Genomic DNA, 20476 nt, shown 5'->3' with positions numbered 1-20476 from the left:
GCGGCCTGTGCTCCCTCGGCGCTGCTGGCGGTCACTCCAAGGCCCATTGCTCGGGCATGGTACGAGCCGCTGCTGAGTCGGACGCTGATCGTTATGCTCATGGATACTCCAGGCAGCCGCCCGCCTGCCGATGGCTGGCCGAGGTGGCTATATAGGGAAGGGTGGGGTTATTTTTTTCTGGTAGGTTTTAGTTAGATCGCTATTCACCGTGTTGCCTCGCCTGAGGATCAGGTTGGCCAGCGCAGCGCGGTCTTTCTGGCTGTGGCTGGCCTGGCTAAGCAGGCCGAAGTAACTGTTTGCCGTCTCGCGCAGATCCTCGGCCGGGGCCGCAGTCGTACGCTTCATGGCCTGGGCCACGGATCTTTTGCGAGTGGTGCGCCGCCATGGCTTGATCACGTGCCCGACGAAGTCCACACCACGGTCGACGGGCTGCAGGATGGTCTTGGTCGGGTTCAGTTTGGCGCCCAGCTTCGGCAGGAAGGCCTCAATCTCTGCCAGCCAGACATTCAGCTGCTGCGGTGATTCGTGCAGCAGCACGAAGTCATCGACGTACCGGACGTAATGCTTCACGCCAAGGCGGTGCTTGCAGAACTGGTCCAGGGCGTCCAGGTAGACGTTGGCGAAGAACTGCGAGGACAGGTTGCCGATGGGCAGCCCGAGGTGCTCCGGCTGCGCGGCCAGGCGCTTGTGTTGCGGCACCCTGGCGAATAGGTGGCGTGGGCTGCGCACCTCGTAATCCCAGCGCGGATCGTGCATGAGGATCTGCTCGGCCAGGGCCAGCCACCACGGATCATCGATCTTGGCGGCAAGCTGCCGGCGTAGCACCTGCTTGTCGATAGCCACGAAGAAGTTAGCCAGGTCGCATTTCAGGTAGAAGACCGGCTTCGACCAGTTCTGGCTGGCGCTCCTGATCTTCGACTCAAGCCGGGTAGCGGCGTACAGCGTGCCGCGCCCCGGAATGCATGCGCAGCTGTCCGCTATGAAGCTGGCGTAGAAGCGCGGTGCCACATGGTTGTACAGCAGGTGGTGGACGATTCGGTCCCTGAAGTCCGCAGCCCAGACCTCTCGGGCTTTGGGCCGTGTAACCACGAAACAAATGGATCGGCCTGGCCGGTAAGTGCCGGCAGTCAGGTCGTCGTGCAGCCCGATCAGGTTCCGCTCCAGATTCGCTTCGAATGCCAGCGCGCTTTTGCTGTTGCGCTTGGAGCGTCGGCAGTCGTAGTAGGCCTGGACCAAATCGCTGAACGGATATGGGGTCGAATCTGCGGACGGGGCGGACGCGGAGCTCGTTGTTCTTGTCGTTGTTGTTCTGATTGCCATCATCGAAGTTCATGTTGAATGCGTTGTTGGCGGAGCGCTGCGACCTGTCGTGCTATCTACGTCGCCGCGCCGAAGGCCGAAGCCGATCAGCACGGAAACTGCGCGAGACCTACGCGGACGCTTTAGACCGGCGGTATCTCTGATGCGCATGGCGGTGGCCACTGGGCCAGCGGCACGACCAGATTCAAAGTCGCACAGACCAGAAAGCCTTGGCTTTCAGGTAGCGGGCGCGGCGGAGTATCGCTTCCAGGCGTTGGCCTGCTTGCCGACAGACGCGGTCAGCTCGATGGCCTTGGCGTGCTGCGGGATGCTGATGAAGCGTTTTTCTTTGAACAGCCTGAGCAGAAACTCAAGCACTTGGACGCGCTCGACCAGGGCTGACAGGTGAAGCACCTTGTCCCGTGCAGCATTGGCCCGCGCGATCAGCACCATGATCTCGATGCATTCGTCGCGCACCTTGGCACCGAGCCCAACCTTGAAGTCCCGAGGGATATTCCGGGTCAGGTCAGTTGCCAGGCTGAGCAGGTCAAAAGCGTCCTTGTGGATTCGCAAATCCGTATGCATTGCCATGCGGCGATATCTCCTTGAAGAGCGACCGGCCGCAAGCGGCCGGATCAAATAAACAAATTAATCAATAACTACGCTGCGGACGGGGCGGACGCGGAGCTCGTCGTACTTGACGTTGCGGAGCTGATAGCCAACATCGAAGTACATGGAGAATGCGAGGTAGGCGGAGCGCTGCGAACTCGACCAGTACCAGGTGTCGCGGAAGGCTTCGTTGCCGCCCTCCTTGAAGGCCTCAACGCTGGTCTGCGTCGGGGATTCCTTGGAGTACATCAGGCCGACCGGCTCGCTGTTCGGGTTGTCGCCGTCGCGGCCGTACGCCCAGTTGGCTTCGGTAGTGGGCTTCAGGTGACGGTACTGCAACTCCTGGGCATCGCGCGCCGGGATCGCCCAGTCGGTGAAGCCGCCGATATCCAGGGCCAGCACCTTCTGCGCCAGGTCGCTGCCAGAGGCGGCCATGGCTTCGGTGTTCGCGCGGCTGTCGGTGAAGCTGTCGGCGTCCTCGATCTTCGCGCCGTACTCGCCCCAGGCGCCGACCAGCTCGGCAGACGCCGGTGCGGTGACGATTGCGTAGCGCTTGCCATCCTGCAGCAGGATGCCGGTGAAGAAGCCGCCTTCAAAGGCCTCGCCAATGGCTGGGAGCTGAGCTTGTGGGGCTGCTTTCGCGGTTGCGGTCATGTGCTTTTACCTTTTCGTGGGCAACAAAAAAGGCGCCGTTGCGCCTGCTTATGAATGAATGAAGGATTAAATAAACAATCTGCGGACGGGGCGGACGCGGAGCTCGTCGCCCTTGTCGTAGTAGTACTGAGAGCCAACATCGAAGTACATGCCGAATGCGCCGTAGGCGGAGCGCTGCGAAGATGACCAATACCAGGTGTCTTTGGCGAACACCTCAGGGCAGGTCAGCCAGTAGTGGTACAGCTCAGCGGCGGCTGGCAGGTAGAAGTCGGCATGACCTTCAGCTTGGTGTTCCTGTGCTGCGACTGCTGCCGGGTGACCACCTTCCTCGATCAGTGCCAGGGCGTTCGCCAAGCCATCGGTCTTGCTGGTCGCCTTCGACTCTTTCTCTCGACCGCCCCAGGCGTGCTTGCCGACGTCCTTGGCTGCAACGATCAGATAGTGAGCCGGCACATCGCCGCGAGCAGCCACCAGGCCGCCATTGATGCCGCCCTGGCCTGGCCATTCGGTGCCGACTGCAGGTACAGCGCTTGGCACTGGCGATACCGGTGCGGTGTTGGCCGGCGGCAGCACCTGGGCGAACACGCTGGCCATGGCCAGTTGGGCGAGAGCAGAAGCGGGCATCTTGATGGTGGATTGTCCATGCTTCAGGGTGATCATTTCGGGTTTCATTGGTCATCCTCGATTGAGTCTTGCGGTTCGCGGCTGATACGCATAGCCTCGCGCTGATAGGCGAGTTCCAGCTTGCGCTCCACAGCGGGTGAGATAGTTATTTTGTGGAGCGGAGGAGTCAGGAAGCGCGTTGCGCCGCCCCGGCCAAGTTCGTGAAGTCGGTGAATCATCAGGGTCATGGCTTCGGCCTGCTCCTCAACTTCCGCCCAGTCCATGAGCTCAAGCAGCGCCTGCTTTGTGCCTGGTCGAAGTGGAAGCCGCACAATCACCTCTTGCAAGCGACCCGCCTTTTCCTGCCGGCGCTCATCGCGCTGTTTCTGGGTCAGAGCCATCACTCCATCTCCTGCACCAGAATTTCAACCAGCCGCATCGGGTCTTGGCTCTGCACGATCATCAGCAGGGCCTGCAGGCCGCTGGCCAGGTACATCTCCAGCGCCGCGCCCTGGACCTTCACAGGGTCGCGGTGAATTTCGGCAGCCAGTGCGACTACCAGCACCACATGGAGAGCGTCGCGACGGCGCTGCGGCACCGTGGTGTTGAACGCCGCTCCCAATACTGAGCGCGGGAATGGCATTGTCAGCTTCGGCTGAATAGGAACTGGTGTGTTCATCGCTTGCTCCACTGGGTGGGATGTCGAGCCAGGCTTGCCGGCGGCGCTGGCGAACTCGGGCGTTTACGCGGCGCATCGGCGTGGCTTCTGCGATGGGAAGGGGATTTCGTACGTCGTGAGCAGCCGCGTCATCACGGTTCCGGATATCCCCATCTGCTTGGCGGCGGCATGACGGCTCAGGCCGACATCGCGCAGCGCCTTGAGGCGATCGCACATCTTGGCGTCAGCTTCGGGGTCGATGTAGGTACGCTCACCCCGGCCCAGGCGCGGGTCAGGCTGGAATGAAAAGCCTCCGGCCTTGGCGATCCTGTACAGCGTTGGCTGAGACAAACCGGAGGCGGCAACGGCCTGGGCGTAGGTCATGGTGGCGGCCATGCTTCGCACCAGGTCCTCCTGCGCCTGGCGAGCCTCTATTGAGGCCCTGTTTCGCGCATACTCGGCCTGGGCGCGGGCTTGGCGTTGCAGCTTCAGCTCGCTGGGTTGGCCGGGAATGGCCGGCGGGCGCGGCACATAGCCGCCGGCCGCTGACTCGTTGATCTGGCCGCCCCGGGCGAAGAACTCGGCCTTCGCCGCTTCGATCTCCGCCATCCGGGTGCTGTAGGTTTGGGGGCTGTGTTCGCTCATGCAGATTTCTCCAATGGCGTCAGTTCGGCTTTGCGTTTGTCCTTGGCCGCCACGACCTGGGCGACCAGGTGATCAAACCCAATGGCGATTGCCTTGGCGGCATTGAAGGCCGACTGTAGGCCGGCCATATCGGGCGCTGAGGCGATATCGGCGATCGCGTCAACCAACAACTCTTTGGCCCGGGCCTCAGGACTGACTCCCGAGTTGAGCCAGGCCAGCAGCTTTCGCCCGGTTTCTTCGGTGATGAGCTCGGGAGCGGTGAACAGCTTCGTCCGGTCCTTGCTCGCCAGCGCGGTGTGCGCGTCATGGGTGATATCCAGCACCACGGTGAATTCGTAGTCGGTGCCGTCGCGCTGCTCGGATTTCATACCAAGCTTCACGATCTTCTTACCCTCGCCCTGGACGGTTTCCGTCTTGCTGCGCATCGTGCAGATAACGTGCAGCGTGCTGGTGAGGATCTTGTTGGTGAGTTGCCGGTGCCGCGGCGTGGTCTCGTTCCAGGCCGCCCAGGTGTTGCCCCGGAATTTCTGGTGGGCCAGCGCCTCGTTGGCCTCCAGGCAGCCGCCGGGGCCAGTCCATTCGTGCGAGTAGCTGTCGATGATCAGCACGTTGTACCCGGCCGCCTCGGCAGCGGCGATCGCCTCAACGTAGCGCTCGGGCGAGAAGGGGGCCTGCAACTCCAGCACGTCAAAGTCGGCAATGTCGGAGTAGAGGGAGGCGCTGCCCTGCTCGGTGTCGATTACCGCGATCCGGCCGCCCAGGCCCTTGGCCATGAGCAGGGCGGAGAAGGTTTTGCCAGAGCCTGATGGGCCTGCAAGTGCCAGCCGTAGCTTGGCCTGCTTGCGTTCGGCTTTCTTGAACATGGAGGTGTCCTCAGTTCGGTTGGTTGTCCCATTCCCGCTCAATCTTGCGGGCTTCGTCTTCATACTCTTTGCGCTCGTCGCCGGTGAATTGCTCAGGCGAAAAGGCGCCGACCTGCATCCAGTCGAGCTGGGCGGCCAAGCGTGGCGTCGCGTTCATGGCGACCTCAGTAGGTAATTGCGATGGCGGGAATCTTGCGCTGGGCGATCAGGGTAACGGCCTGCTTTGCGCAGGCTTCTGGCATGCCGCCGGCGACGAACGCGTCCAGAGCCGCACGGTTGATGTTGCGGCGGTGGGCTTCGTCGCGCTCGCGGGCCTGCTGTTGGCGCACAAGCTCATCGGCGGCCGCTTGCTGGCGGCGCTGCTCGTCCAGGCGGGCTTGCTCGGCGGCGCGTTCTGCATTCTTCTCGGCTTCGATCCGGGCGATTTCCGCTGCCTGAATAGCTGCCAGTCTGTCTGCTTCCGCCTGGGCGGCTTGGCGTTCGGCCTGCTCAGCCTGTAGCTGCAGTTGCAGGCGCTGGTTCTCAGCTTCGCGTTGCTGTGCGGCGGCCTGGTCCAGCAGATCCTGCTCACGCTTGGCGGCGGCAGCACGTTCAGCCGCAGCGCGCTCATCTGCTTCACGCTGTGCACGTTCGGCGGCTTCACGGGCGATGGCGGCTTCGTGGTCGGCCTTGGCCCGGGCCTCTGCTTCGGCACGGAGCCGGGCCAGTTCGGCTTGCTCGGCCTCGTAGACCTGTCGCGCTTTCAGGTGGTTGCGCAGAGCCAGCAGGCATTGGTCTTTGACCTGGGCAGCTTCGGTCACGAATTCCTCCCAGGATTCGTCGATTACCCGCGCTTCCATTTCTTCGATGGCGGCCTGGATTTGCGCCGCATCCAACGGCCCAGCCTCCTCGACGGCATCCCTCATCGCCTGAATCGCATCAACGTGCCGATCTTTGCGTGCCGTTTCGGCAGCCTCCCACTCATCCAGAGGCTTGCGCACCTCTTTTTGCCAAGACTCAAGGAGATCCCAAACGCGCTTGCGCTCAGCATCGATCTTCTTTGGGATCTCCTTCTGTTGCGCTGAGATCTCCTTGCCCACAGCTTCCAGTGCTGTCTTCGATTTCGCGATCTGATGCGCCATCGATGCGTAGGCGTCGCGGCCCTTTTTGGTTTTCAGGTCGGGGAGCACCTTCTGAAACTCATCGACCTTCAGGCGCACCTGCAGCAGCCAGGGCTCAAGGCCCTTGACGGTGCTGAATACGGTGAGCGCTGTTTCCTTCGGAGGCACGGCGGCCAGTTCAGTTTGTGCGGACACGGCACTATCCTCGCGCTCCATGCTGGGCGCCTTGGTGGTTGATGAGGTCGGTGGGCAGACAATTTCCATCTGGAGCATTGCGGCGCGGATCCGGGCAGGCCGACCGGCCAAGTGGCGATCACGCGTGGCGGCGTACTGCTGGGCTATTTCCTCGTTCGCGGCTTCGTCGAACCAGTTATCGCCCTTCGCGCCACCAACATTCTCCATCCGCCGGTCCAGCTCCATGGCCTGGAGCGTGTCGGCGTACTGTCCAATCTGGGACATGGCGAGTCTCCAAGCCGCTGTGGCGGCTGGTGTGTGGCAGGCAGGGTTATATGACGCGGTATGCGTAGCAGAACCAGACGAGAGCGATCATGGCGCGACTCCAGGTTGGTCGAGGCCCAGGAAGCGAGCGTCTATGTGGCGTATGCGTTCGCAGTACTGCTTGAACTCAGCGCTGTCGATGGCCCTGAGTTCGTGACTGACGTTCGCGGCTGTGTAGGCGGCGTTGGAATACACCAGGTGCAGATCAGGCTTCGCCGCAGCGAGCGTTTTGATCGCGGTGTCGATCAGGCAGACGGCCTTGTCGTGCGTGTTCATTGCGACGACCTCAACACTCTGTCGTCCAGAACCTTCGCCAGCTCGCAGGCAGCCTGATGCGTGAAACGGAAGCCCTTAACCTTGCCGGTGGCGCTGTCGGTGACGTGGTACGCCTTGCCCACCGGGATGACCTTGTGACGGCAGGACACAACCGGGAACACGATGCCAGCCAGCTCATAGAACTCGGCGGTGGCCAGCCGGGTGCGTTCGCGCAGCACCGCGAGCACTTCGCGGCGGCTTTGGATGCTTGGGTGCATGATCGCCTCCAGGGCGTGGACCGCATTGGTCAGATACCAGGCGCAGGGTGACCAAACCCACCGTGAATGGTGGCCTGGCACCTGCCGATGCGGTCTAGAAAGGGAAGGGGGTGTTACGCTGAAAACAGCTCATGCTGCTGCGGCTCAGGAAGCAGGAAGGCAAGCAACTTTTCGCTGGGCCAGTCCGTCACGTCGATCCAGTCGGCGTGCATCGCCTTCCGGACGGCGGGATGCAGCCACCGGGCATCCTGCTTGTTGGGGCTGACACAGAAGCGAAAGCCCTGATCCTTCAGGCTCATGCTGCCTCCGGGTATTTCTCGCCGCAGAACATGCAGTAGCTGCCGATCATCGACATGTCCTGTTTTTTAAGGATGAAGCCGCCTTTCTTTTTTGGCGCCTCGTACTCAATGTGCAGGTTCAGCTTGTTCTTCATGCTGACCGAACCGCCAAGCAGCCAGGCGAAGCCTTGAAGCTCAACCGACAAGCCTTTGGAACCCTCAGGGAGCTGGGCGAGGATCTTTTCTTTTGCTGACTCTTCAACAGTTTTTGCACAGTTGCACATCGCTGAATCCTCGTTATCAGAACCCTCAAGACAGCACCCTTCGTCCCGCTGGTTGCCGTTGGGCGCGGGGAGGGAGCTGTCTGGAGGATTCGGGGAAGGGTTGATGCAGGGGGCCGGCTGGGCCGGTGTGTTCTCATCCGCATCGGTGAGCGCTTTCACGACGGTGGCTGCCGTCCAACAAGCGTTGTGCGAAAGGGCTCACCGATACGGCCTGGCGATGGGGAAGCCAGGGATCGGGCAGTTAACGGCAGGCTGCCGTGGCGCTAGTTGTACTTGCTGGCCTACCGCTTGGCCCGCGCTTTGATCTCTTCTTTACGCTGCTGGTGCACTTCCAGGTCGGCAAGCGCCTGGGCGATCTCTTCTGGGGTCATGATGGTTCTCCGGTTGTTTTCCGAAAGCGCCCGATACAGGCGCTGACGTGAAAATTTCTGGTCTTTCTGGCCGGTGTTACTCGCCACCTCCGGCTGGGCTGAACGCAATCTCCGTTCGTTTCCGACCCATGCGCATCGCCGCGGTTTCCCCACCTGGCCGGCGTCTCACATTTCGTGATCGATGATCTTCCGGCTGGCTTGCATGGTTTGGCGTCCTCCCATTTGGGGAGTCCGGCAGCTTCCAGAGGCTGCATGGACGACGGTTTAGCTTTCTCGCCACCGGGTTGGCCGGTACGTCGTTGGGTCACGTCAGGTTGTGTAAAGAGCGGTTCGAGCTGCTTTCGCGTTTCGATGGGTCAACATTAGGCAATCCTTCTTTTTGAGTCAATAGGCATGCCTAACTTTTTTCGATCGGGCACAAAAAAGCCCGCTCAGTGGCGGGCCGGTCTTCACGGCGGATTCGGTTATGGGGCGGTGTTAGCTTGCCCTACTGTGACGTCGTCGACGGCAATCACATCCGTTCTCAGGATGCGGCCTTTTTGCTCCGACGAGTAGTGGAATAGGCGGATAGGGCTGGAATCACGGAGCGAGTCGAATAAGCGGTTAACCTTTGCCTGATCGAATTTAGATAGATCGACTCGACCGGGAAATGTGTAATCTGATCCCGGTAGCCGTAAAGTCAAAGATAGATAATCCGGGTGCCGTTTCACCATGTCGATGTAAACATCCTCTCTGCGCTCCTTTCGACTCTTGGGCAGAGGCTCCTGCGTCCTGATCTTTTCTAGCTCGTCAGCGTTGAAGTGCTCGCCCTGAATGTCCATCGATGTGGCATCAGGAGCTCCAGCGACAATAGATCGGTAGCCTTCGGCGGCTCTATCCTTGATAGCGACGGCTTCCGGCGGCAAATTCTTGGACGCGAGCGCATCGGCTAACTTGCCAATAAGCATTGCTTGTGTGCTCGACTGCCGCTCAACGCTGGCGATTTTAGCCTTCTCTAAGTCTGCCTGATTCCAGCCAGAAAAGACCATGTAACCAGCTAAACAAAGCACAGCGACGATCAGCAGGGCAGTGACATTCCCTCCGCTCATCTTATTCATGGGGAGCGCCGAAATAATCTTGTTGAGTACGCCATCAAGCGGACCTTGCCCATTGGTGCTTCCCTTCGTGATCGCTAGGACTATCTCAAGATCTGCCTTGTCGGCAGCGCTTAGCTTACCGATAGACGACGAGCCGTAGCGAATCTCTGCATAAGTGCGAAGCAGTTGGTCCTGAAACTCAACGAGACCAGACATTAGCTTCGGTGTCAGGGTGCCATTGTAGCGGTCGCCGTCAACCTTGACGTCGAATTTTGGCCAGCCATGGAAAACTGGAAGGGAGTCGCCGAGCAACTCTATTCGGTCCAGAGCCGCCAAAAAGGACTCAGGGCCATCAACGACAACTACATCACTCATCGAATGCATTCCGTGCTTGGTTGTTAGAAGCTGCGCCCAGTCCACCAGTAGATGATCTGAGCCAGGATCTGGATATCGCCTTCACGACCCGCTGGAACGTCGATCTCTCGGTACTGGTCGTTGTCCGAAATGATCGTCAATCCGTCCAGGTTGCGCTGGATGCGCTTCACATGCAGCCGGCCGCCCATCTGGAAGAAGTAGATAGCATCCGACTCCACGGTGGTGATGCCGGAGTCCACAAGCAGGGCATCCCCGTTGCGGATCGTGGGCGCCATGCTGTCACCTTTGCCTGAGATCAACTTCAGGTTATCCGTGGACGTGTACACCAGGTTCTGTCGCACCCAGGCCGCGTCGAGGCTCATTTGCTCGACAACCATGTTCATTTCTGGGGGCTCCGTGCCAGGGCCCATAGAGCCAGCTATGTCGAATCGTTCTACTGCGACCAATGGGCGATAGCTTTTGATCTTCTGAGCAAGGGCGGATGGCAACCCTTCAACGTCAATGACATCCGCATCCTTTCTCATTGGGCCTTTGCCTGTGGCCAACCACATAGGGATCACTTTTAGCGCCTCAGCGGCGTTCAGAAGATTTTCCCCTTCGATGGTTTTGGTCTTCCCCGAGAGCCAGTCATTTACGGATGGCGGCTTGATGCCGCAGGCACGCGCAAGCGCAGCTTGAGTCGTTTTTGGCGGCCCCGCCATTGCGGCCCGCAAGCGTTCTTGAAGATTTCTCATTAGGGCAGCCTAACATTGCGCATCTAAGGTATTCCTATTGACCTGAACAAAAGGTATGCCTAATATTCGTGCTTATGCGAATAGCCGGAGAAATCAGGCATGAACCCCAGAGAAATCATCGACGCCCTTGGCGGAACCTTCCGCGTAGCAGAGCTGTGCGAGGTTCGCCCTCCATCTGTGAGCGACTGGAAAAAAAACGGCATTCCGCGAGCGCGAATGATGTTCCTGCGGATTGCTCGCCCAGAAGTTTTCAGGACGCTGGATGAAGTAGCCGAAAAAAATTCGGCTCCATCCTGCGAACCGGCCAAAAAATCTGCCGCTTAACCACTTCAACAGCCGCAAGGAGCAACACCCATGAGCGAAGAACCACGCCCCAACCACAAGCACGTCAACCAGACCAAGGTGCTGCTGGACGACGAATTTGAGCAATGGCTCCAGTGCGCCGCCCGGATTCACCGCTGCAAGAAGTCAGTCCTCGCCAGGGAAATCCTGAAGTCCTGGCTTCTTGAATCTGTCGTTGATTTTAAACGCGACAGCCACGTGGCCTGAAGCGATTCCGTAGGGACTCAGTAGGGACCGCGTAGGGACCGGAGGGCATATGCCAGATGAAACAAGCGGCATAGACCTTGAGGAGTTGCTGGATGGTGATGAGTTGGAGTTGCTGAAGGAGGAGGCGGCAAGGAGGGGGACGACCCCTGCTGAATTGGCCAAATCTGGAATCCAGCAGCAGATCACCAAGCGGACAAAGCCCAAGGCTATGACCGGTGTGATTCAAGCGTTCCGCAGAAAAGATTGAGTGCCGAATTTTAGGCACAAAAAAGCCGACGTACGAGGTCGGCGTTTTCGTTACAGCAAGTTCTGGAGAAACTATGACAAATATTGCTCACATTGACAAGTCCAGGGGGTTCACCCGGATGGACAATCAGCTGATGGATGGCCTCATGGCCATTGACCTGTCAGCGCGCGAGATGAAGATCGTCCTGTACGTGGCGAAAGCCACGTTGAACTTCAATGAGGGCGCCCAGCGTATCCCGGCCACGGCAATCGCCAAGGCCACCCACATTCATCCTGACACCGTTTCCAAGGCTATCTCCGGACTGTTGCGCCGTCGTGTTCTGTTCCGTGATGGCGGTGCGCGTGGCGACATAGGCCTGCGAGACCCGAAAGACTGGGTTTTTGTCGAAGATCCGAAACAGACCAAACCGTCTGAATCGGCTCAAATCGTCCGAATCGGCTCAGCCGCGAAACAGACCAAATCAGACGACTCCCTTCTTTATACCAAGAAAGAACCCCTAGTAACTCTACCTGCGGTAGAGATTACTTCCCCCCAGGCTGATCCGGTCCCTGACGAGCAGGCCAAGCCGGAGCGCAAGAAGCCATTCGGGAAGGCCCAGATGCTAGCCAACAACCCGAACGCGATCCCTGAGCAGATCCTTGTTGACTGGCTGGCGCTTCGCAAAACCAAGCGCGCCGCCGTCTCCGAGACCGTGTGGGATTCGCTGAACGCCGAACTGGTCAAGTGCCAAGCCGAGTTCGGCATCGACGTCCAAACCGCGATGAGCGAGGCACTGGCCGCAGGCTGGCAAGGGTTCAAGGCTGTTTGGATCGCCAATCGCCTCGCCGATCAGCCCCCCAAACCGGCAGCCCCGGCGCTCACCAGCCGCCACACGGGCTTTGCCGAGCGTGACTACACCTCAGGCCTGAAGCAACGGGAGGACGGCAGCTATGCGCTCTGAAAAAGTTGTTTCGATACCGGACAACCTCTCCAACATGCGTCTTCAGCCTGCCGAGTGTGAGAAACACGGGCAGTTCGAGCAGAAAGTGACCGTCATCCTGAACCGCGAGCTGAAGGGCGGGTGCCCAGAGTGTCTGCGCATGGCGAACGAGGAGCGCGAGGCTGTAGCGGAGGCGGGCAGAGCATACGAACTGCGCCTTTCCCTGGCCCGCAAGCTCGGGGATGCCCTGATCCCCAAGCGCTTCACCACGCGCACCCTGGAGAACTACCAGGCGGAGAACGAGGGCCAGCGCCGGGCCTTGGCCTTCTGCCGCCACTACGTGAAGGTCTTCGACGAGATTCTTAAGACCGGCCGCTGCATGGTAATGATCGGCAAGCCCGGTACCGGCAAAACCCATCTGGGCGTGGCCATGGCCAACGATTTGCTGCACAACACCTCGCGCACGGCCGTCTACCGCACCGTGGGGGCGATTCTCCAGGCCATCCGGGCCACGTATGACCGGTACAGCGAACGTAGCGAGGCCGAGATCCTAGCCAGCCTGATCAGCCCAGACCTGCTGGTGCTGGACGAGGTGGGCGTAAGCAAGGAGCAGCCGAGCGACTTCGAGCTGACCACGCTGTTCGCAATCATCAACGGCCGGTACGAGCAGGAGCGGCCCACGGTGGTGATTTCCAACCTGGCTGCCGACCAGCTATCCCCAGCCATGGGCGAGCGCTGCGTAGACCGCCTACGCGAGGGCGGAATGATCGTGGTCCCTTTCGAGTGGGAATCCCAGCGCGGCAAGGAGGGCTTCTGATGACTACGACAAAAAGCGTTGAGCCTGATTTCGCGGCTGAAAAGGTTGAGTTCGAAGCGTTCGCGGACGAGCAGATCCTGAGGCTGGAAAAATTACCCGGCGGTTTCTACGTTGACCCGACCACGCAGTTCGCCTGGCTGAGCTGGGCTCGGCGCGCATCTCTGGAAAGTGGCGAGAGCCACCCCTTAATCGCGGAGAACGAGTGTCGAGAGGATCAATTCAAGGAGTGGCAGACAAGCCACCACCGCAATTACTGCCTGGTAGCGGATGAGCGCGACCAGCTCAAGGCCGAGGTCGAGGAGCTGCGCAAGGATGCCGAGCGGTATCGGTGGCTGCGCGGTGACACGTCAGCCGGCAAAGTCGACTTCTGCATCATGCGCAAGCATTTGCGTGAAGATGCGCTAAGCGAGGTCCTGGCCCTGGCTGAGGCCGACCAGCAGATCGACGTCGCCATGAGCAGGGAGTCCGGCCATGAGTGAGTTCGATAAGCGCGTCCTTGCCTATTACCAGGCCCGTACCGGCGCCTGCGCTTATTACTGCGCCACCGCTCTCAAGGTCGAGCGCAGCGAGGTCAGCAAGTCCTTACAGCGCTTGAAACGGCAGGGGCATGTTGTCGCGGAAGGCACGTACTGGAAGGTAAGGCCATGACTGACAAGATCAGCGTGAACAGCTCCACCAAGCTCTCCGAGGCCATCACCCGCCTGACCGCCATGTACCGCGAGAAGAAGTTCGTGGTGGTCTCCCTGCGCCCGGGCAAGGACCGCACCCTGGACCAGAACGCCCTGTGGTTCGCGTTCTACAAGCGGATCTCGGAAATGACCCAGCTTGGCGACCCCAGCGAATGCCGGAAGTACTGCAAGTTGCACCATGGCGTGCAGATCCTGCTCAACGAGGACGAGGACTACCGGGCCGCCTGGCACCGCACCACCAAGCACCTGACCTACGGGGAGAAGCTGGACCTGATGGGCGACTGCCCGCTGCTGGGACCGGATGGATTCCCTGTCACCAGCCTGTTCAACCGCGCCCAGGGCGTGGCCTACACCGACCGCATCGTGGCTGACTTCACGGCCAAGGGCGTTTTCTTCGGCGACCTCCTCGGGGAGCAAGCAGCATGAGCAAACTCAACCGCTTCATCGAATTCCTGTGCCTGGCCTACACCTCGACCTGGACGCCTGCGGATCTGCGGCAGGGGGTGGAGCTGTGAGCGATATCAAATTATTGGCTTACTGGCTTATTGCAACTGGGGTCGCGATGAATGTCCTCATCGTTTGGACATTGGCGCGCCTGTGTGGCCGGCTGGTCTACACGGCGGTGGCTGCCGCATCCTTCACCCGTTTCTGCTGGGCCTGTGGGCGCGTGCACGGTTTCAAGGAGAACAAATTCCCGTCCTGGGTATACGCCCCTTGGGTTTGGTATGGCTTCTTCTCAGTTTCGCTGTGGGACAAGCCTGGGTCGATTAACCATCTGGGTGGGGCTGGCGTCTGGAAGGGCGTAGGGAATTGGACGGTGTTTCCAGTCAAGGAGGCCGAACCATGCCTCTGACCCGGAAGGAGCCGAAGCCAAAGACCTGCATCAACCAGGCGTGCGGGGCCTCATTCGTCCCGGACCCGCGCCGCCTGGGACAGAAGGTGTGCAGCCCGGCCTGTGGCCTGGCCACCAAGGACGTGAGCATGCCGAAGGCCCGCAAGGCCATCGCCGACCGTGAGCGCCGCGAGATCAAGGTGCGCAAGGAGAAGCTGAAGAGCAGGGCGGAGCACATGCGTGATGCCCAGCAGGCGTTCAACGAATGGGTGCGGCTGCGTGACGCCGACCTTCCGTGCATCAGCTGCGATTCGCTGCCCAGCGACCACGACCTGATCACCGGCAGCCGCTGGGACGCTGGCCACTACCGATCGGTGGGCGCCTGCCCGGAACTGCGCTTCGAGCCACTGAACGTGCACCGTCAGTGCGTTAAGTGCAACCGGAATCTGTCCGGGAATGCCGTGGAGTACCGGATTCGCCTGGTGCTGCGCATCGGTGCTGACCGGGTGGAATGGCTCGAGGGCCCTCATCAGGCCTGCAAGCACACAGTCGAAGAACTGAAAGCAATTACGGCCGGCCACCGGGCGAAGATCCGCGAGCTGAAGCGTATGGCGGCTTGACGCCAAGGAAATACAGGGGGAATTGAGCCATGCACCAAACGCCAGTTCAGCTATCGATCGACTTCACGGCCACCATCATCCGGATACCACGGACGCCGATTCGCAGCACAATTTGTGCGGGCGCAACGATGGTGACGCTGGAAGGAAGGGCAATGCCAGCAATGGAGTGGGCGAGTCTGCGGGGGCTGAAGTGGCAAACCGTGAAGATGCGCCGGCTGCGAGGGGATAACTGGGCGGACGCGCTGGCCCCAGATTTGAGGCGCAGCACGTTCATGTCAGGCTGGAAGCTGCACGGTTAACGCCAGACGTGCAGCACCTTGTCACCGTCGCCTTCATTCGCTGCCCGGCGCTTCAGTTCGCCGAGCAGTGCCTCCACCCGGGCAATGGCCTGGGCGTTCACTTCGCCGCCGATGATAGCGGTCTCCGATGGGCCGGACAGAGTGATCACCAACAGGGTGTCGGTGTCGCTTTTGTCCATGGCATCTGCTGCCAGGCCCATCACTTCCGTGACGCTGAAGTACTTCGAATCCCGCGTCGAACCGATTGCTTTGCTCATGGTGGTGCCCCTATTTCAGTGAGCCCTCAGCTCATGTGACTGGCCCCGCAGCCGCAAGGGTTGTGCGCCGAATTCAGTCACATAGCCTCGCCGACATGAAGCATTCCAGACGAAGGCCCGGAGCATGAACCACACCACCGCCACATCGCAGCGAGGATTGTGAATGGATTTCCTCCATCGCCTTCTCGAGAAAATCGACTGGGTAATAGCCGGGGTGCTCGGCAGCATCGTCGCCAGCTGGTGGCACAAAGACGACCTGAAAAGCTGGCGTGCATGGGCGATTTTTCTCATCACCGGCGTTTCGTCTGCCCTCTACTTGACCGGCATGGTCAGCGCCAAGCTTGGCGTCACTGATCCTAGCAATGTCGCAGGCGTCGGCTTTCTGCTGGGTACGTTTGGCGGGTCATTGATGGCCGCCATCAACCGCGCGATCAATGCTGCTGACCTGTGGGCCCTGATCCGCCAGAAGTTCGGAGGTGGTGCCCCATGACCCTAGAAACCTTGAGCACGACCTTCATCGCGATCATTTCCGCCTGGGCGGTCTGGTGTGCCCTCAGCAGCAAGGTGCGCGACGGGGTACTAGGCAAGCTGATCTATGCGGTGATCGCCATCGCGGGCTACGCCATTGTGACCCGCACCGAATCCTTGTTTTTCACCCCAAGCGTTGCGGGTGTCACCTTTCACGGGGGGCTGGCAATGGCCGGGCTGCGTCACTTCTTCATGGTCACCTGGTGGCAGCAGGTCAAACAGTGGCTGTGCCGCAAGATGAACTGCGAGCACTGCATGCACCAGCTGCGCCGCAGTACTGATCGGGAGCCGCGCCCATGACCCTGCCAGCTGCAGCCTCCAGAGGCGTGCGCAACTTCAACCCGACCAACATCGATTTCAACAAGCGCAACGACTGGGTAGGCCAGCTTGGCCTGGAGCCCAAGACGGCGTCGGTACCCAATCCCCGGTTCGCCCTGTTCGACTGCGCCGAGAACGGTATCCGCGCCGCCGGCAAATTGATCCTCAACTACAGGGGCAAGGATGGCATGCCCGGCATTGGTAAGCCTGGCATCGACACGGTGACCGAGGTCATTACCCGCTGGGCGCCGGCCGTGGATAACAACAACACCGCCGCCTATATCGCCGCGGTGGCTAAGCGCATGGGCGTCGGCGCCACTCAGGCGCTGAACCTGGCTGATCCCGCCGCGCTGATCGGGATTCTGACCGGCATCATCATCCACGAGAACGGCTACATGCCGTACAGCACAGCCATCGTTGCCGAGGGCGTTCGGAGGGCTCTGGCATGACCTTCGATCTGCCGTACGTGGGCAATGGCCCTGGCCAGTTCTCGTCTATCCCGCCGCTCCTGCCGTACAAAGTGGGGGAGTGGGTTCTGCTGGACGACCTGATCTACACGGACAAGACCGGCAGACAACACAACGCGCCGAAGTACTTCATCACTGACCTGGCATCCATCCCCTGGATTACCCAGCCCATCTTCAACTCGGTCGACACACGCATCGAGGGGGTAGGGCATGACTGGCTCTACTGCTTCAACCAACTGCCACGCGCCCAGTGCGACGCGCTGCTGCGCGAAATGCTGCTGGTGACGGGATGCGACAGCGCCCGGGCTGAACTGATTTACGCCGGCGTGCGCGTGGGCGGCTCAAGTCGCTATACCGCCTGCACTGGTGGCCCCAAGCGCGAGGACTTCGCCTGGGAGTACATGACCCCCTCAGAGGTGAAGATCTATGAGTCTGCTTACAAGCTGGCTGGCCTTCACGTCTGAGAATGGCCTTCCGGATCTCTACTGCCGCTTCAACGTCGATGCCTGGGGCACGCCTGTAGCGGTAACCGGTAAGGCCTGGCTCACCACTGGGGCCAGCGAGCTGCTGATCTCCCTGAACTGGGCCTTTTGATTTCCCAACCGCTGTACCTACTGGAGTAACACCATGAGCTTGATCGCCAAAATTACCGAAGTCATTGAAGTCCTGAACCAACTGAAGGCGCTGAAGGTTGCCCTGGGCTTCGCTGAAGACGCCTCTGTCACCGACATCATCGCCGAGATCAAAAGCGCTGGTGAGTCGCTGACCGCTGCCACTACCGCGACTGTGACCGACGGCACCGCAGCATCCTGAACGCCCCGCGCCTCCTTCTGGGGGCGCATCTTCCGGGCACTGATGGCGCTCAGGTTTCCATGAGAGTGCCATCAACCACCATCCCCCGACTCTCGCAGGTATCGACATGACCCAAGAGTACATTGGCACCAAGCAGATTACGGCCTGGCCGGCGCCGAAGGATGGCGCGGACGGGTACAGCGTCAAATATTCCGACGGCTACACATCGTGGAGCCCCAAGGCAGTGTTCGAAGCTGCATATCTCCCCTTGGGCAACATCAGCCATCTCCCGGCCCACCAGCAGCGCGTCATCGGCGAGAAGGCCCAGCTCGACGACAACTTGGCCAAGCTGCGCGCCTTCCTCATGGGGCGTGCGCAGGCGTTGGTGAAAGCCGATGAGTTTCAGCGCTTGACGCTACAGGCGGACGCTATGGGTATCTACTCGGGCGTGCTGGCTGAGCGCATCGCTGCTTTCGGTGAGCCGGCTTAATGAGCGACAAGAAGGCACCCGACTGGGAACGGGTAGAGCTCGACTACCGCGCCGGCATCATGACCCTGCGCGAGATGGGCGCCCTGCACGGAGTATCCGAAGGCGCCATCCGCAAGCGGGCCAAGCGCGATAGCTGGAGCCGAGACCTCAACGCCAAGATCAAGCAGCGCGCTGATGAGCTGGTACGCAAGGAAGAGGTACGCAAGGTGGTACGCACGGAGGAGCGCGTATCCGAAGTGCGTCAGGTGGAGATCGGCGCCGAGCTGCTGAAGGGCGTGAAGCAGGGCCAGCGCAACCGGATCACCCGTGCCACAGCGCTGACCGAGAAGCTGACTGAGGAACTGGAGGCGATCACGGATAACCGCGAGCTGTTCGAGCAACTGGGCGAACTGCTCCACAACCCCGACGACGCCCGACTCAGTGAGGCATACCACAAGGTCATCGGCCTACAGGGGCGCGTCAAGATGAGCAAGGAGCTCGCCGAGACCATGAAGACGCTCATGGCCATGGAGTGCCAGGCCTTCGGTCTGACTGATGACCCGAGCGAAGAAAGTTATGAAGACCGCCTGGCGCGGTTGATGGGGGCCGGGTAATCAACTGGCTGCAAGATTGGCGAGGCTCGCTGCGACTATAAAAGTCGGCTACAACCCGCTGGGAGGAAAACTGGCGCCGCAGGTTATGGCCTCCAACTTGCGATAGTCGACACTAAATTCGCACTCATTAATTCGAATGCTATGAGCGGATGGCGCGGCGATAATTGCCTCTGCTGGTACAAGGCTGTCCAAGATTACTCCGCCGCGCCCCCGCGCGTTTAATCCTCGTGCGAACGTTCTGGCTGTGTCAATTTTATCGGTCCAGGCGCTTCCAATCTTTCCGAGTTCGAAGCGATCTATACTCTCGCCGCGGTACAGTCTCAATGCTGGCCCGCTGTACCGAGGAAGCCATGTCCAAAGCATGTCAGTTAGCGCATCGTCGTCATCGACAAGCTCCCGGATGAGATGGTGAGACTCATGCCATTTGGTGTGAAAGCTTTCTGCAAGAGTTCTAATCTTTGGGCCGCAAGCGGTTAGTTCTTTGATTAGCTGTCGCCACTCAGCTCGGTGCCTCGCCACATCCGGTTCCATCAATAGCGAGCGGTACCCCTGGTTGCCAAATACGTAGCCGAGCAGAGGCGGATAACCTTCTGCGGTGAGGTCATCAACATTCCAATCGCATCTTTTGGAAAACATATTCTTCGTGCCCCCCCCTCTAAAGCTCTCTACTGCTAGGTTTTGTATTTGCTTGCCGCGCGCCACGAAACGCCAGCCTCGAAATCGTGGCGCTCATTACCGAATTGCTCAGACCAACTTGATCGAGTCGACCTCCCGGCCTGTCTGTGGGTCATCCATCCGCGACCGCGCAAATAGCCCCGTCGCAACCAGGTCGTCGACAACCGCCTGAACAGCCTGCTTCGTGTCGCAGTTGCGGGCGTAGCGCGAGCGGAGCAGATAATCCAGCGAGTGCGGCTTCACACCGTCCAGCTTGCTAGCAACAGCACCGATCACAATCTCGCCTTTGTCCAGCTCGCGGAACGCATCCACCAGCCGGCGGGCGTAGAAGCCAGCCTCGGCACCACCGTAGGGCAGGGGAATCCAGCCCGGGTTGCGGGTAGCGGCCTTCACGGTCTGCCCGAGAGCGGCCAGTGCGCCTTCCACCTGTTCGATCTTCGAATTGTGCTCGAAGTCTACGAGGCGGTTTGCTACCGGATGAGACACGCCCAGCTTACGAGCCAGGTCCGCTACTTTCAGGCCCTGGGCGCGCATAGCGTTCCACAGGGCGATCTTCGCAACGGTCACGGCAGGCAGGGCAATGGGGTGCTGATCTTCAGCCGGATCGGATGCTGCAGGTATCTCGCGACCCTGGTCAACGTAGATGGTCAGGGCGAGCGTAATTCCAGCCACGGCGTTTTTCAGCAACTCCTCAAGAGAGTCACCGGTGCTGTGAGCCTCTGGAATGTCCGTGCAGGACGACCAGTAGTGATCCGCCTCTTGATGCGCGGTGATCGGGTATTCGTACATAGGCGCTTCCTTTGT

At 60.3% G+C, this 20476-nt stretch carries 38 protein-coding genes; 18 read left to right on the top strand and 20 right to left on the bottom strand.

Annotation, left to right across the window (positions count from 1 at the left end; translation table 11 throughout):
- Positions 1-147: 147 nt before the first annotated feature.
- From PMM47T1_RS14015 to PMM47T1_RS13945, 17 genes are all read right to left on the bottom strand, one after another.
- Entirely contained in the window at positions 148-1323 is a 1176-nt protein-coding gene (locus tag PMM47T1_RS14015; RefSeq protein ID WP_043301015.1) for an RNA-directed DNA polymerase, read from the bottom strand.
- Between the two features lie 213 nt (positions 1324-1536).
- Positions 1537-1890, bottom strand: coding sequence for a four helix bundle protein (locus PMM47T1_RS14010; protein ID WP_008369864.1), 354 nt, complete (start codon positions 1888-1890; stop codon positions 1537-1539).
- Positions 1891-1947: 57 nt separating this feature from the next.
- Positions 1948-2562, bottom strand: coding sequence for a DUF1566 domain-containing protein (locus tag PMM47T1_RS14005; protein ID WP_008369862.1), 615 nt, complete (start codon positions 2560-2562; stop codon positions 1948-1950).
- A 66-nt stretch (positions 2563-2628) separates the two neighbouring features.
- Positions 2629-3234, bottom strand: a complete 606-nt coding sequence (locus tag PMM47T1_RS14000; RefSeq protein WP_008369860.1) for a DUF1566 domain-containing protein — start codon at positions 3232-3234, stop codon at positions 2629-2631.
- Positions 3231-3566, bottom strand: a complete 336-nt coding sequence (locus tag PMM47T1_RS13995) for a hypothetical protein (RefSeq protein ID WP_008369858.1) — start codon at positions 3564-3566, stop codon at positions 3231-3233. The genes PMM47T1_RS14000 and PMM47T1_RS13995 overlap by 4 nt, the downstream gene beginning before the upstream one ends.
- Positions 3566-3844 (bottom strand): DUF7740 domain-containing protein, encoded by a 279-nt coding sequence (locus PMM47T1_RS13990; RefSeq protein ID WP_008369857.1) that lies wholly within the window; start codon positions 3842-3844, stop codon positions 3566-3568. The genes PMM47T1_RS13995 and PMM47T1_RS13990 overlap by 1 nt, the downstream gene beginning before the upstream one ends.
- A gap of 63 nt (positions 3845-3907) precedes the next feature.
- Positions 3908-4468 (bottom strand): hypothetical protein, encoded by a 561-nt coding sequence (locus PMM47T1_RS28675; protein ID WP_008369855.1) that lies wholly within the window; start codon positions 4466-4468, stop codon positions 3908-3910.
- Positions 4465-5331 (bottom strand): ATP-binding protein, encoded by an 867-nt coding sequence (locus tag PMM47T1_RS13980; protein ID WP_008369854.1) that lies wholly within the window; start codon positions 5329-5331, stop codon positions 4465-4467. Before PMM47T1_RS13980 ends, PMM47T1_RS28675 begins: the two co-directional genes overlap by 4 nt.
- Before the next feature lie 10 nt (positions 5332-5341).
- Positions 5342-5488, bottom strand: a complete 147-nt coding sequence (locus PMM47T1_RS30105; protein ID WP_177323380.1) for a hypothetical protein — start codon at positions 5486-5488, stop codon at positions 5342-5344.
- Positions 5489-5495: 7 nt separating this feature from the next.
- Positions 5496-6626 carry a hypothetical protein gene (locus tag PMM47T1_RS13975; RefSeq protein WP_043301045.1) on the bottom strand — a complete coding sequence of 377 codons (1131 nt, stop codon included), beginning with the start codon at positions 6624-6626 and terminating at the stop codon, positions 5496-5498.
- Positions 6627-6977: 351 nt separating this feature from the next.
- Positions 6978-7205, bottom strand: a complete 228-nt coding sequence (locus PMM47T1_RS13970; RefSeq protein WP_008369851.1) for a hypothetical protein — start codon at positions 7203-7205, stop codon at positions 6978-6980.
- Positions 7202-7462: a hypothetical protein gene (locus tag PMM47T1_RS13965; protein ID WP_008369850.1), complete on the bottom strand. Its 261-nt coding sequence runs from the start codon at positions 7460-7462 to the stop codon at positions 7202-7204. The genes PMM47T1_RS13970 and PMM47T1_RS13965 overlap by 4 nt, the downstream gene beginning before the upstream one ends.
- A 113-nt stretch (positions 7463-7575) precedes the next feature.
- Positions 7576-7761, bottom strand: coding sequence for a hypothetical protein (locus PMM47T1_RS13960; protein WP_008369849.1), 186 nt, complete (start codon positions 7759-7761; stop codon positions 7576-7578).
- Positions 7758-8183: a hypothetical protein gene (locus PMM47T1_RS29835; RefSeq protein ID WP_157213009.1), complete on the bottom strand. Its 426-nt coding sequence runs from the start codon at positions 8181-8183 to the stop codon at positions 7758-7760. The genes PMM47T1_RS13960 and PMM47T1_RS29835 overlap by 4 nt, the downstream gene beginning before the upstream one ends.
- A 122-nt stretch (positions 8184-8305) precedes the next feature.
- Positions 8306-8503: a hypothetical protein gene (locus PMM47T1_RS29830; protein ID WP_157213008.1), complete on the bottom strand. Its 198-nt coding sequence runs from the start codon at positions 8501-8503 to the stop codon at positions 8306-8308.
- A 356-nt stretch (positions 8504-8859) separates the two neighbouring features.
- Entirely contained in the window at positions 8860-9846 is a 987-nt protein-coding gene (locus tag PMM47T1_RS13950) for a hypothetical protein (RefSeq protein ID WP_008369845.1), read from the bottom strand.
- Positions 9847-9869: 23 nt separating this feature from the next.
- Positions 9870-10580 (bottom strand): S24 family peptidase, encoded by a 711-nt coding sequence (locus tag PMM47T1_RS13945; RefSeq protein WP_157213007.1) that lies wholly within the window; start codon positions 10578-10580, stop codon positions 9870-9872.
- A gap of 99 nt (positions 10581-10679) precedes the next feature.
- On the opposite strand from PMM47T1_RS13945, the gene PMM47T1_RS29100 reads away from it, so the two are divergent.
- The 10 genes from PMM47T1_RS29100 (at position 10680) to PMM47T1_RS13905 (ending at position 15253) form a co-directional block, all read left to right on the top strand.
- Positions 10680-10904 (top strand): hypothetical protein, encoded by a 225-nt coding sequence (locus tag PMM47T1_RS29100; RefSeq protein WP_081492650.1) that lies wholly within the window; start codon positions 10680-10682, stop codon positions 10902-10904.
- Between the two features lie 30 nt (positions 10905-10934).
- Positions 10935-11129 carry a hypothetical protein gene (locus PMM47T1_RS13940; protein WP_008369842.1) on the top strand — a complete coding sequence of 65 codons (195 nt, stop codon included), beginning with the start codon at positions 10935-10937 and terminating at the stop codon, positions 11127-11129.
- 49 nt (positions 11130-11178) lie between these two features.
- The gene (locus PMM47T1_RS13935) at positions 11179-11376 is read left to right on the top strand and encodes a hypothetical protein (RefSeq protein ID WP_008369841.1); all 198 of its coding nucleotides are present in this window, start codon (positions 11179-11181) and stop codon (positions 11374-11376) included.
- Between the two features lie 73 nt (positions 11377-11449).
- Positions 11450-12316, top strand: a complete 867-nt coding sequence (locus PMM47T1_RS13930; protein ID WP_008369840.1) for a replication protein — start codon at positions 11450-11452, stop codon at positions 12314-12316.
- The gene (locus tag PMM47T1_RS13925) at positions 12306-13112 is read left to right on the top strand and encodes an ATP-binding protein (protein ID WP_008369839.1); all 807 of its coding nucleotides are present in this window, start codon (positions 12306-12308) and stop codon (positions 13110-13112) included. The genes PMM47T1_RS13930 and PMM47T1_RS13925 overlap by 11 nt, the downstream gene beginning before the upstream one ends.
- The gene (locus PMM47T1_RS13920) at positions 13112-13591 is read left to right on the top strand and encodes a hypothetical protein (protein WP_008369838.1); all 480 of its coding nucleotides are present in this window, start codon (positions 13112-13114) and stop codon (positions 13589-13591) included. Before PMM47T1_RS13925 ends, PMM47T1_RS13920 begins: the two co-directional genes overlap by 1 nt.
- Positions 13584-13760 (top strand): hypothetical protein, encoded by a 177-nt coding sequence (locus tag PMM47T1_RS29825; RefSeq protein WP_157213006.1) that lies wholly within the window; start codon positions 13584-13586, stop codon positions 13758-13760. Before PMM47T1_RS13920 ends, PMM47T1_RS29825 begins: the two co-directional genes overlap by 8 nt.
- Positions 13757-14227, top strand: a complete 471-nt coding sequence (locus PMM47T1_RS13915; protein ID WP_008369837.1) for a hypothetical protein — start codon at positions 13757-13759, stop codon at positions 14225-14227. Before PMM47T1_RS29825 ends, PMM47T1_RS13915 begins: the two co-directional genes overlap by 4 nt.
- 85 nt (positions 14228-14312) lie before the next feature.
- Positions 14313-14654, top strand: a complete 342-nt coding sequence (locus PMM47T1_RS13910) for a hypothetical protein (protein WP_008369836.1) — start codon at positions 14313-14315, stop codon at positions 14652-14654.
- Positions 14645-15253: a recombination protein NinG gene (locus PMM47T1_RS13905; protein WP_008369834.1), complete on the top strand. Its 609-nt coding sequence runs from the start codon at positions 14645-14647 to the stop codon at positions 15251-15253. The genes PMM47T1_RS13910 and PMM47T1_RS13905 overlap by 10 nt, the downstream gene beginning before the upstream one ends.
- Positions 15254-15299: 46 nt before the next feature.
- Here the strand turns inward: PMM47T1_RS13905 and PMM47T1_RS29820 are convergent, their stop codons facing one another.
- Both PMM47T1_RS29820 and PMM47T1_RS13895 read right to left on the bottom strand, forming a co-directional pair.
- On the bottom strand, positions 15300-15527 hold the full coding sequence (locus PMM47T1_RS29820; protein WP_157213005.1) for a hypothetical protein: 228 nt from the start codon (positions 15525-15527) through the stop codon (positions 15300-15302).
- A gap of 21 nt (positions 15528-15548) precedes the next feature.
- Positions 15549-15809 (bottom strand): hypothetical protein, encoded by a 261-nt coding sequence (locus PMM47T1_RS13895; protein ID WP_008369830.1) that lies wholly within the window; start codon positions 15807-15809, stop codon positions 15549-15551.
- 163 nt (positions 15810-15972) lie between these two features.
- Here PMM47T1_RS13895 and PMM47T1_RS13890 point away from each other — a divergent pair, with 163 nt between their 5' ends.
- From PMM47T1_RS13890 to PMM47T1_RS13860, 8 genes are all read left to right on the top strand, one after another.
- A complete protein-coding gene (locus PMM47T1_RS13890; RefSeq protein WP_008369828.1) occupies positions 15973-16299 on the top strand; it encodes a hypothetical protein in 327 nt (108 codons plus the stop codon).
- Complete coding sequence (locus PMM47T1_RS13885) at positions 16296-16637, top strand: hypothetical protein (protein ID WP_008369825.1); 342 nt, start codon at positions 16296-16298, stop codon at positions 16635-16637. Before PMM47T1_RS13890 ends, PMM47T1_RS13885 begins: the two co-directional genes overlap by 4 nt.
- On the top strand, positions 16634-17104 hold the full coding sequence (locus tag PMM47T1_RS13880) for a hypothetical protein (protein ID WP_008369821.1): 471 nt from the start codon (positions 16634-16636) through the stop codon (positions 17102-17104). The genes PMM47T1_RS13885 and PMM47T1_RS13880 overlap by 4 nt, the downstream gene beginning before the upstream one ends.
- Complete coding sequence (locus PMM47T1_RS28670) at positions 17101-17586, top strand: DUF1353 domain-containing protein (protein ID WP_008369819.1); 486 nt, start codon at positions 17101-17103, stop codon at positions 17584-17586. The genes PMM47T1_RS13880 and PMM47T1_RS28670 overlap by 4 nt, the downstream gene beginning before the upstream one ends.
- The gene (locus PMM47T1_RS29815) at positions 17549-17716 is read left to right on the top strand and encodes a hypothetical protein (protein WP_157213004.1); all 168 of its coding nucleotides are present in this window, start codon (positions 17549-17551) and stop codon (positions 17714-17716) included. Before PMM47T1_RS28670 ends, PMM47T1_RS29815 begins: the two co-directional genes overlap by 38 nt.
- Positions 17717-17749: 33 nt before the next feature.
- Entirely contained in the window at positions 17750-17935 is a 186-nt protein-coding gene (locus PMM47T1_RS13870; RefSeq protein ID WP_008369818.1) for a hypothetical protein, read from the top strand.
- Between the two features lie 106 nt (positions 17936-18041).
- Positions 18042-18404 carry a crAss001_48 related protein gene (locus tag PMM47T1_RS13865; protein ID WP_008369815.1) on the top strand — a complete coding sequence of 121 codons (363 nt, stop codon included), beginning with the start codon at positions 18042-18044 and terminating at the stop codon, positions 18402-18404.
- Positions 18404-18997, top strand: coding sequence for a hypothetical protein (locus PMM47T1_RS13860; protein WP_008369813.1), 594 nt, complete (start codon positions 18404-18406; stop codon positions 18995-18997). Before PMM47T1_RS13865 ends, PMM47T1_RS13860 begins: the two co-directional genes overlap by 1 nt.
- Positions 18998-19741: 744 nt before the next feature.
- Here PMM47T1_RS13860 and PMM47T1_RS30685 read toward each other — a convergent pair.
- On the bottom strand, positions 19742-20461 hold the full coding sequence (locus PMM47T1_RS30685) for a type II toxin-antitoxin system HicB family antitoxin (protein WP_008369809.1): 720 nt from the start codon (positions 20459-20461) through the stop codon (positions 19742-19744).
- Positions 20462-20476: the final 15 nt, after the last annotated feature.

This window comes from Pseudomonas sp. M47T1, assembly GCF_000263855.1.
Lineage (GTDB): Bacteria > Pseudomonadota > Gammaproteobacteria > Pseudomonadales > Pseudomonadaceae > Aquipseudomonas.
The sequence above is the reverse complement of the archived record's forward strand: the minus strand, read 5'-3'. Positions and strand labels throughout refer to the sequence as shown.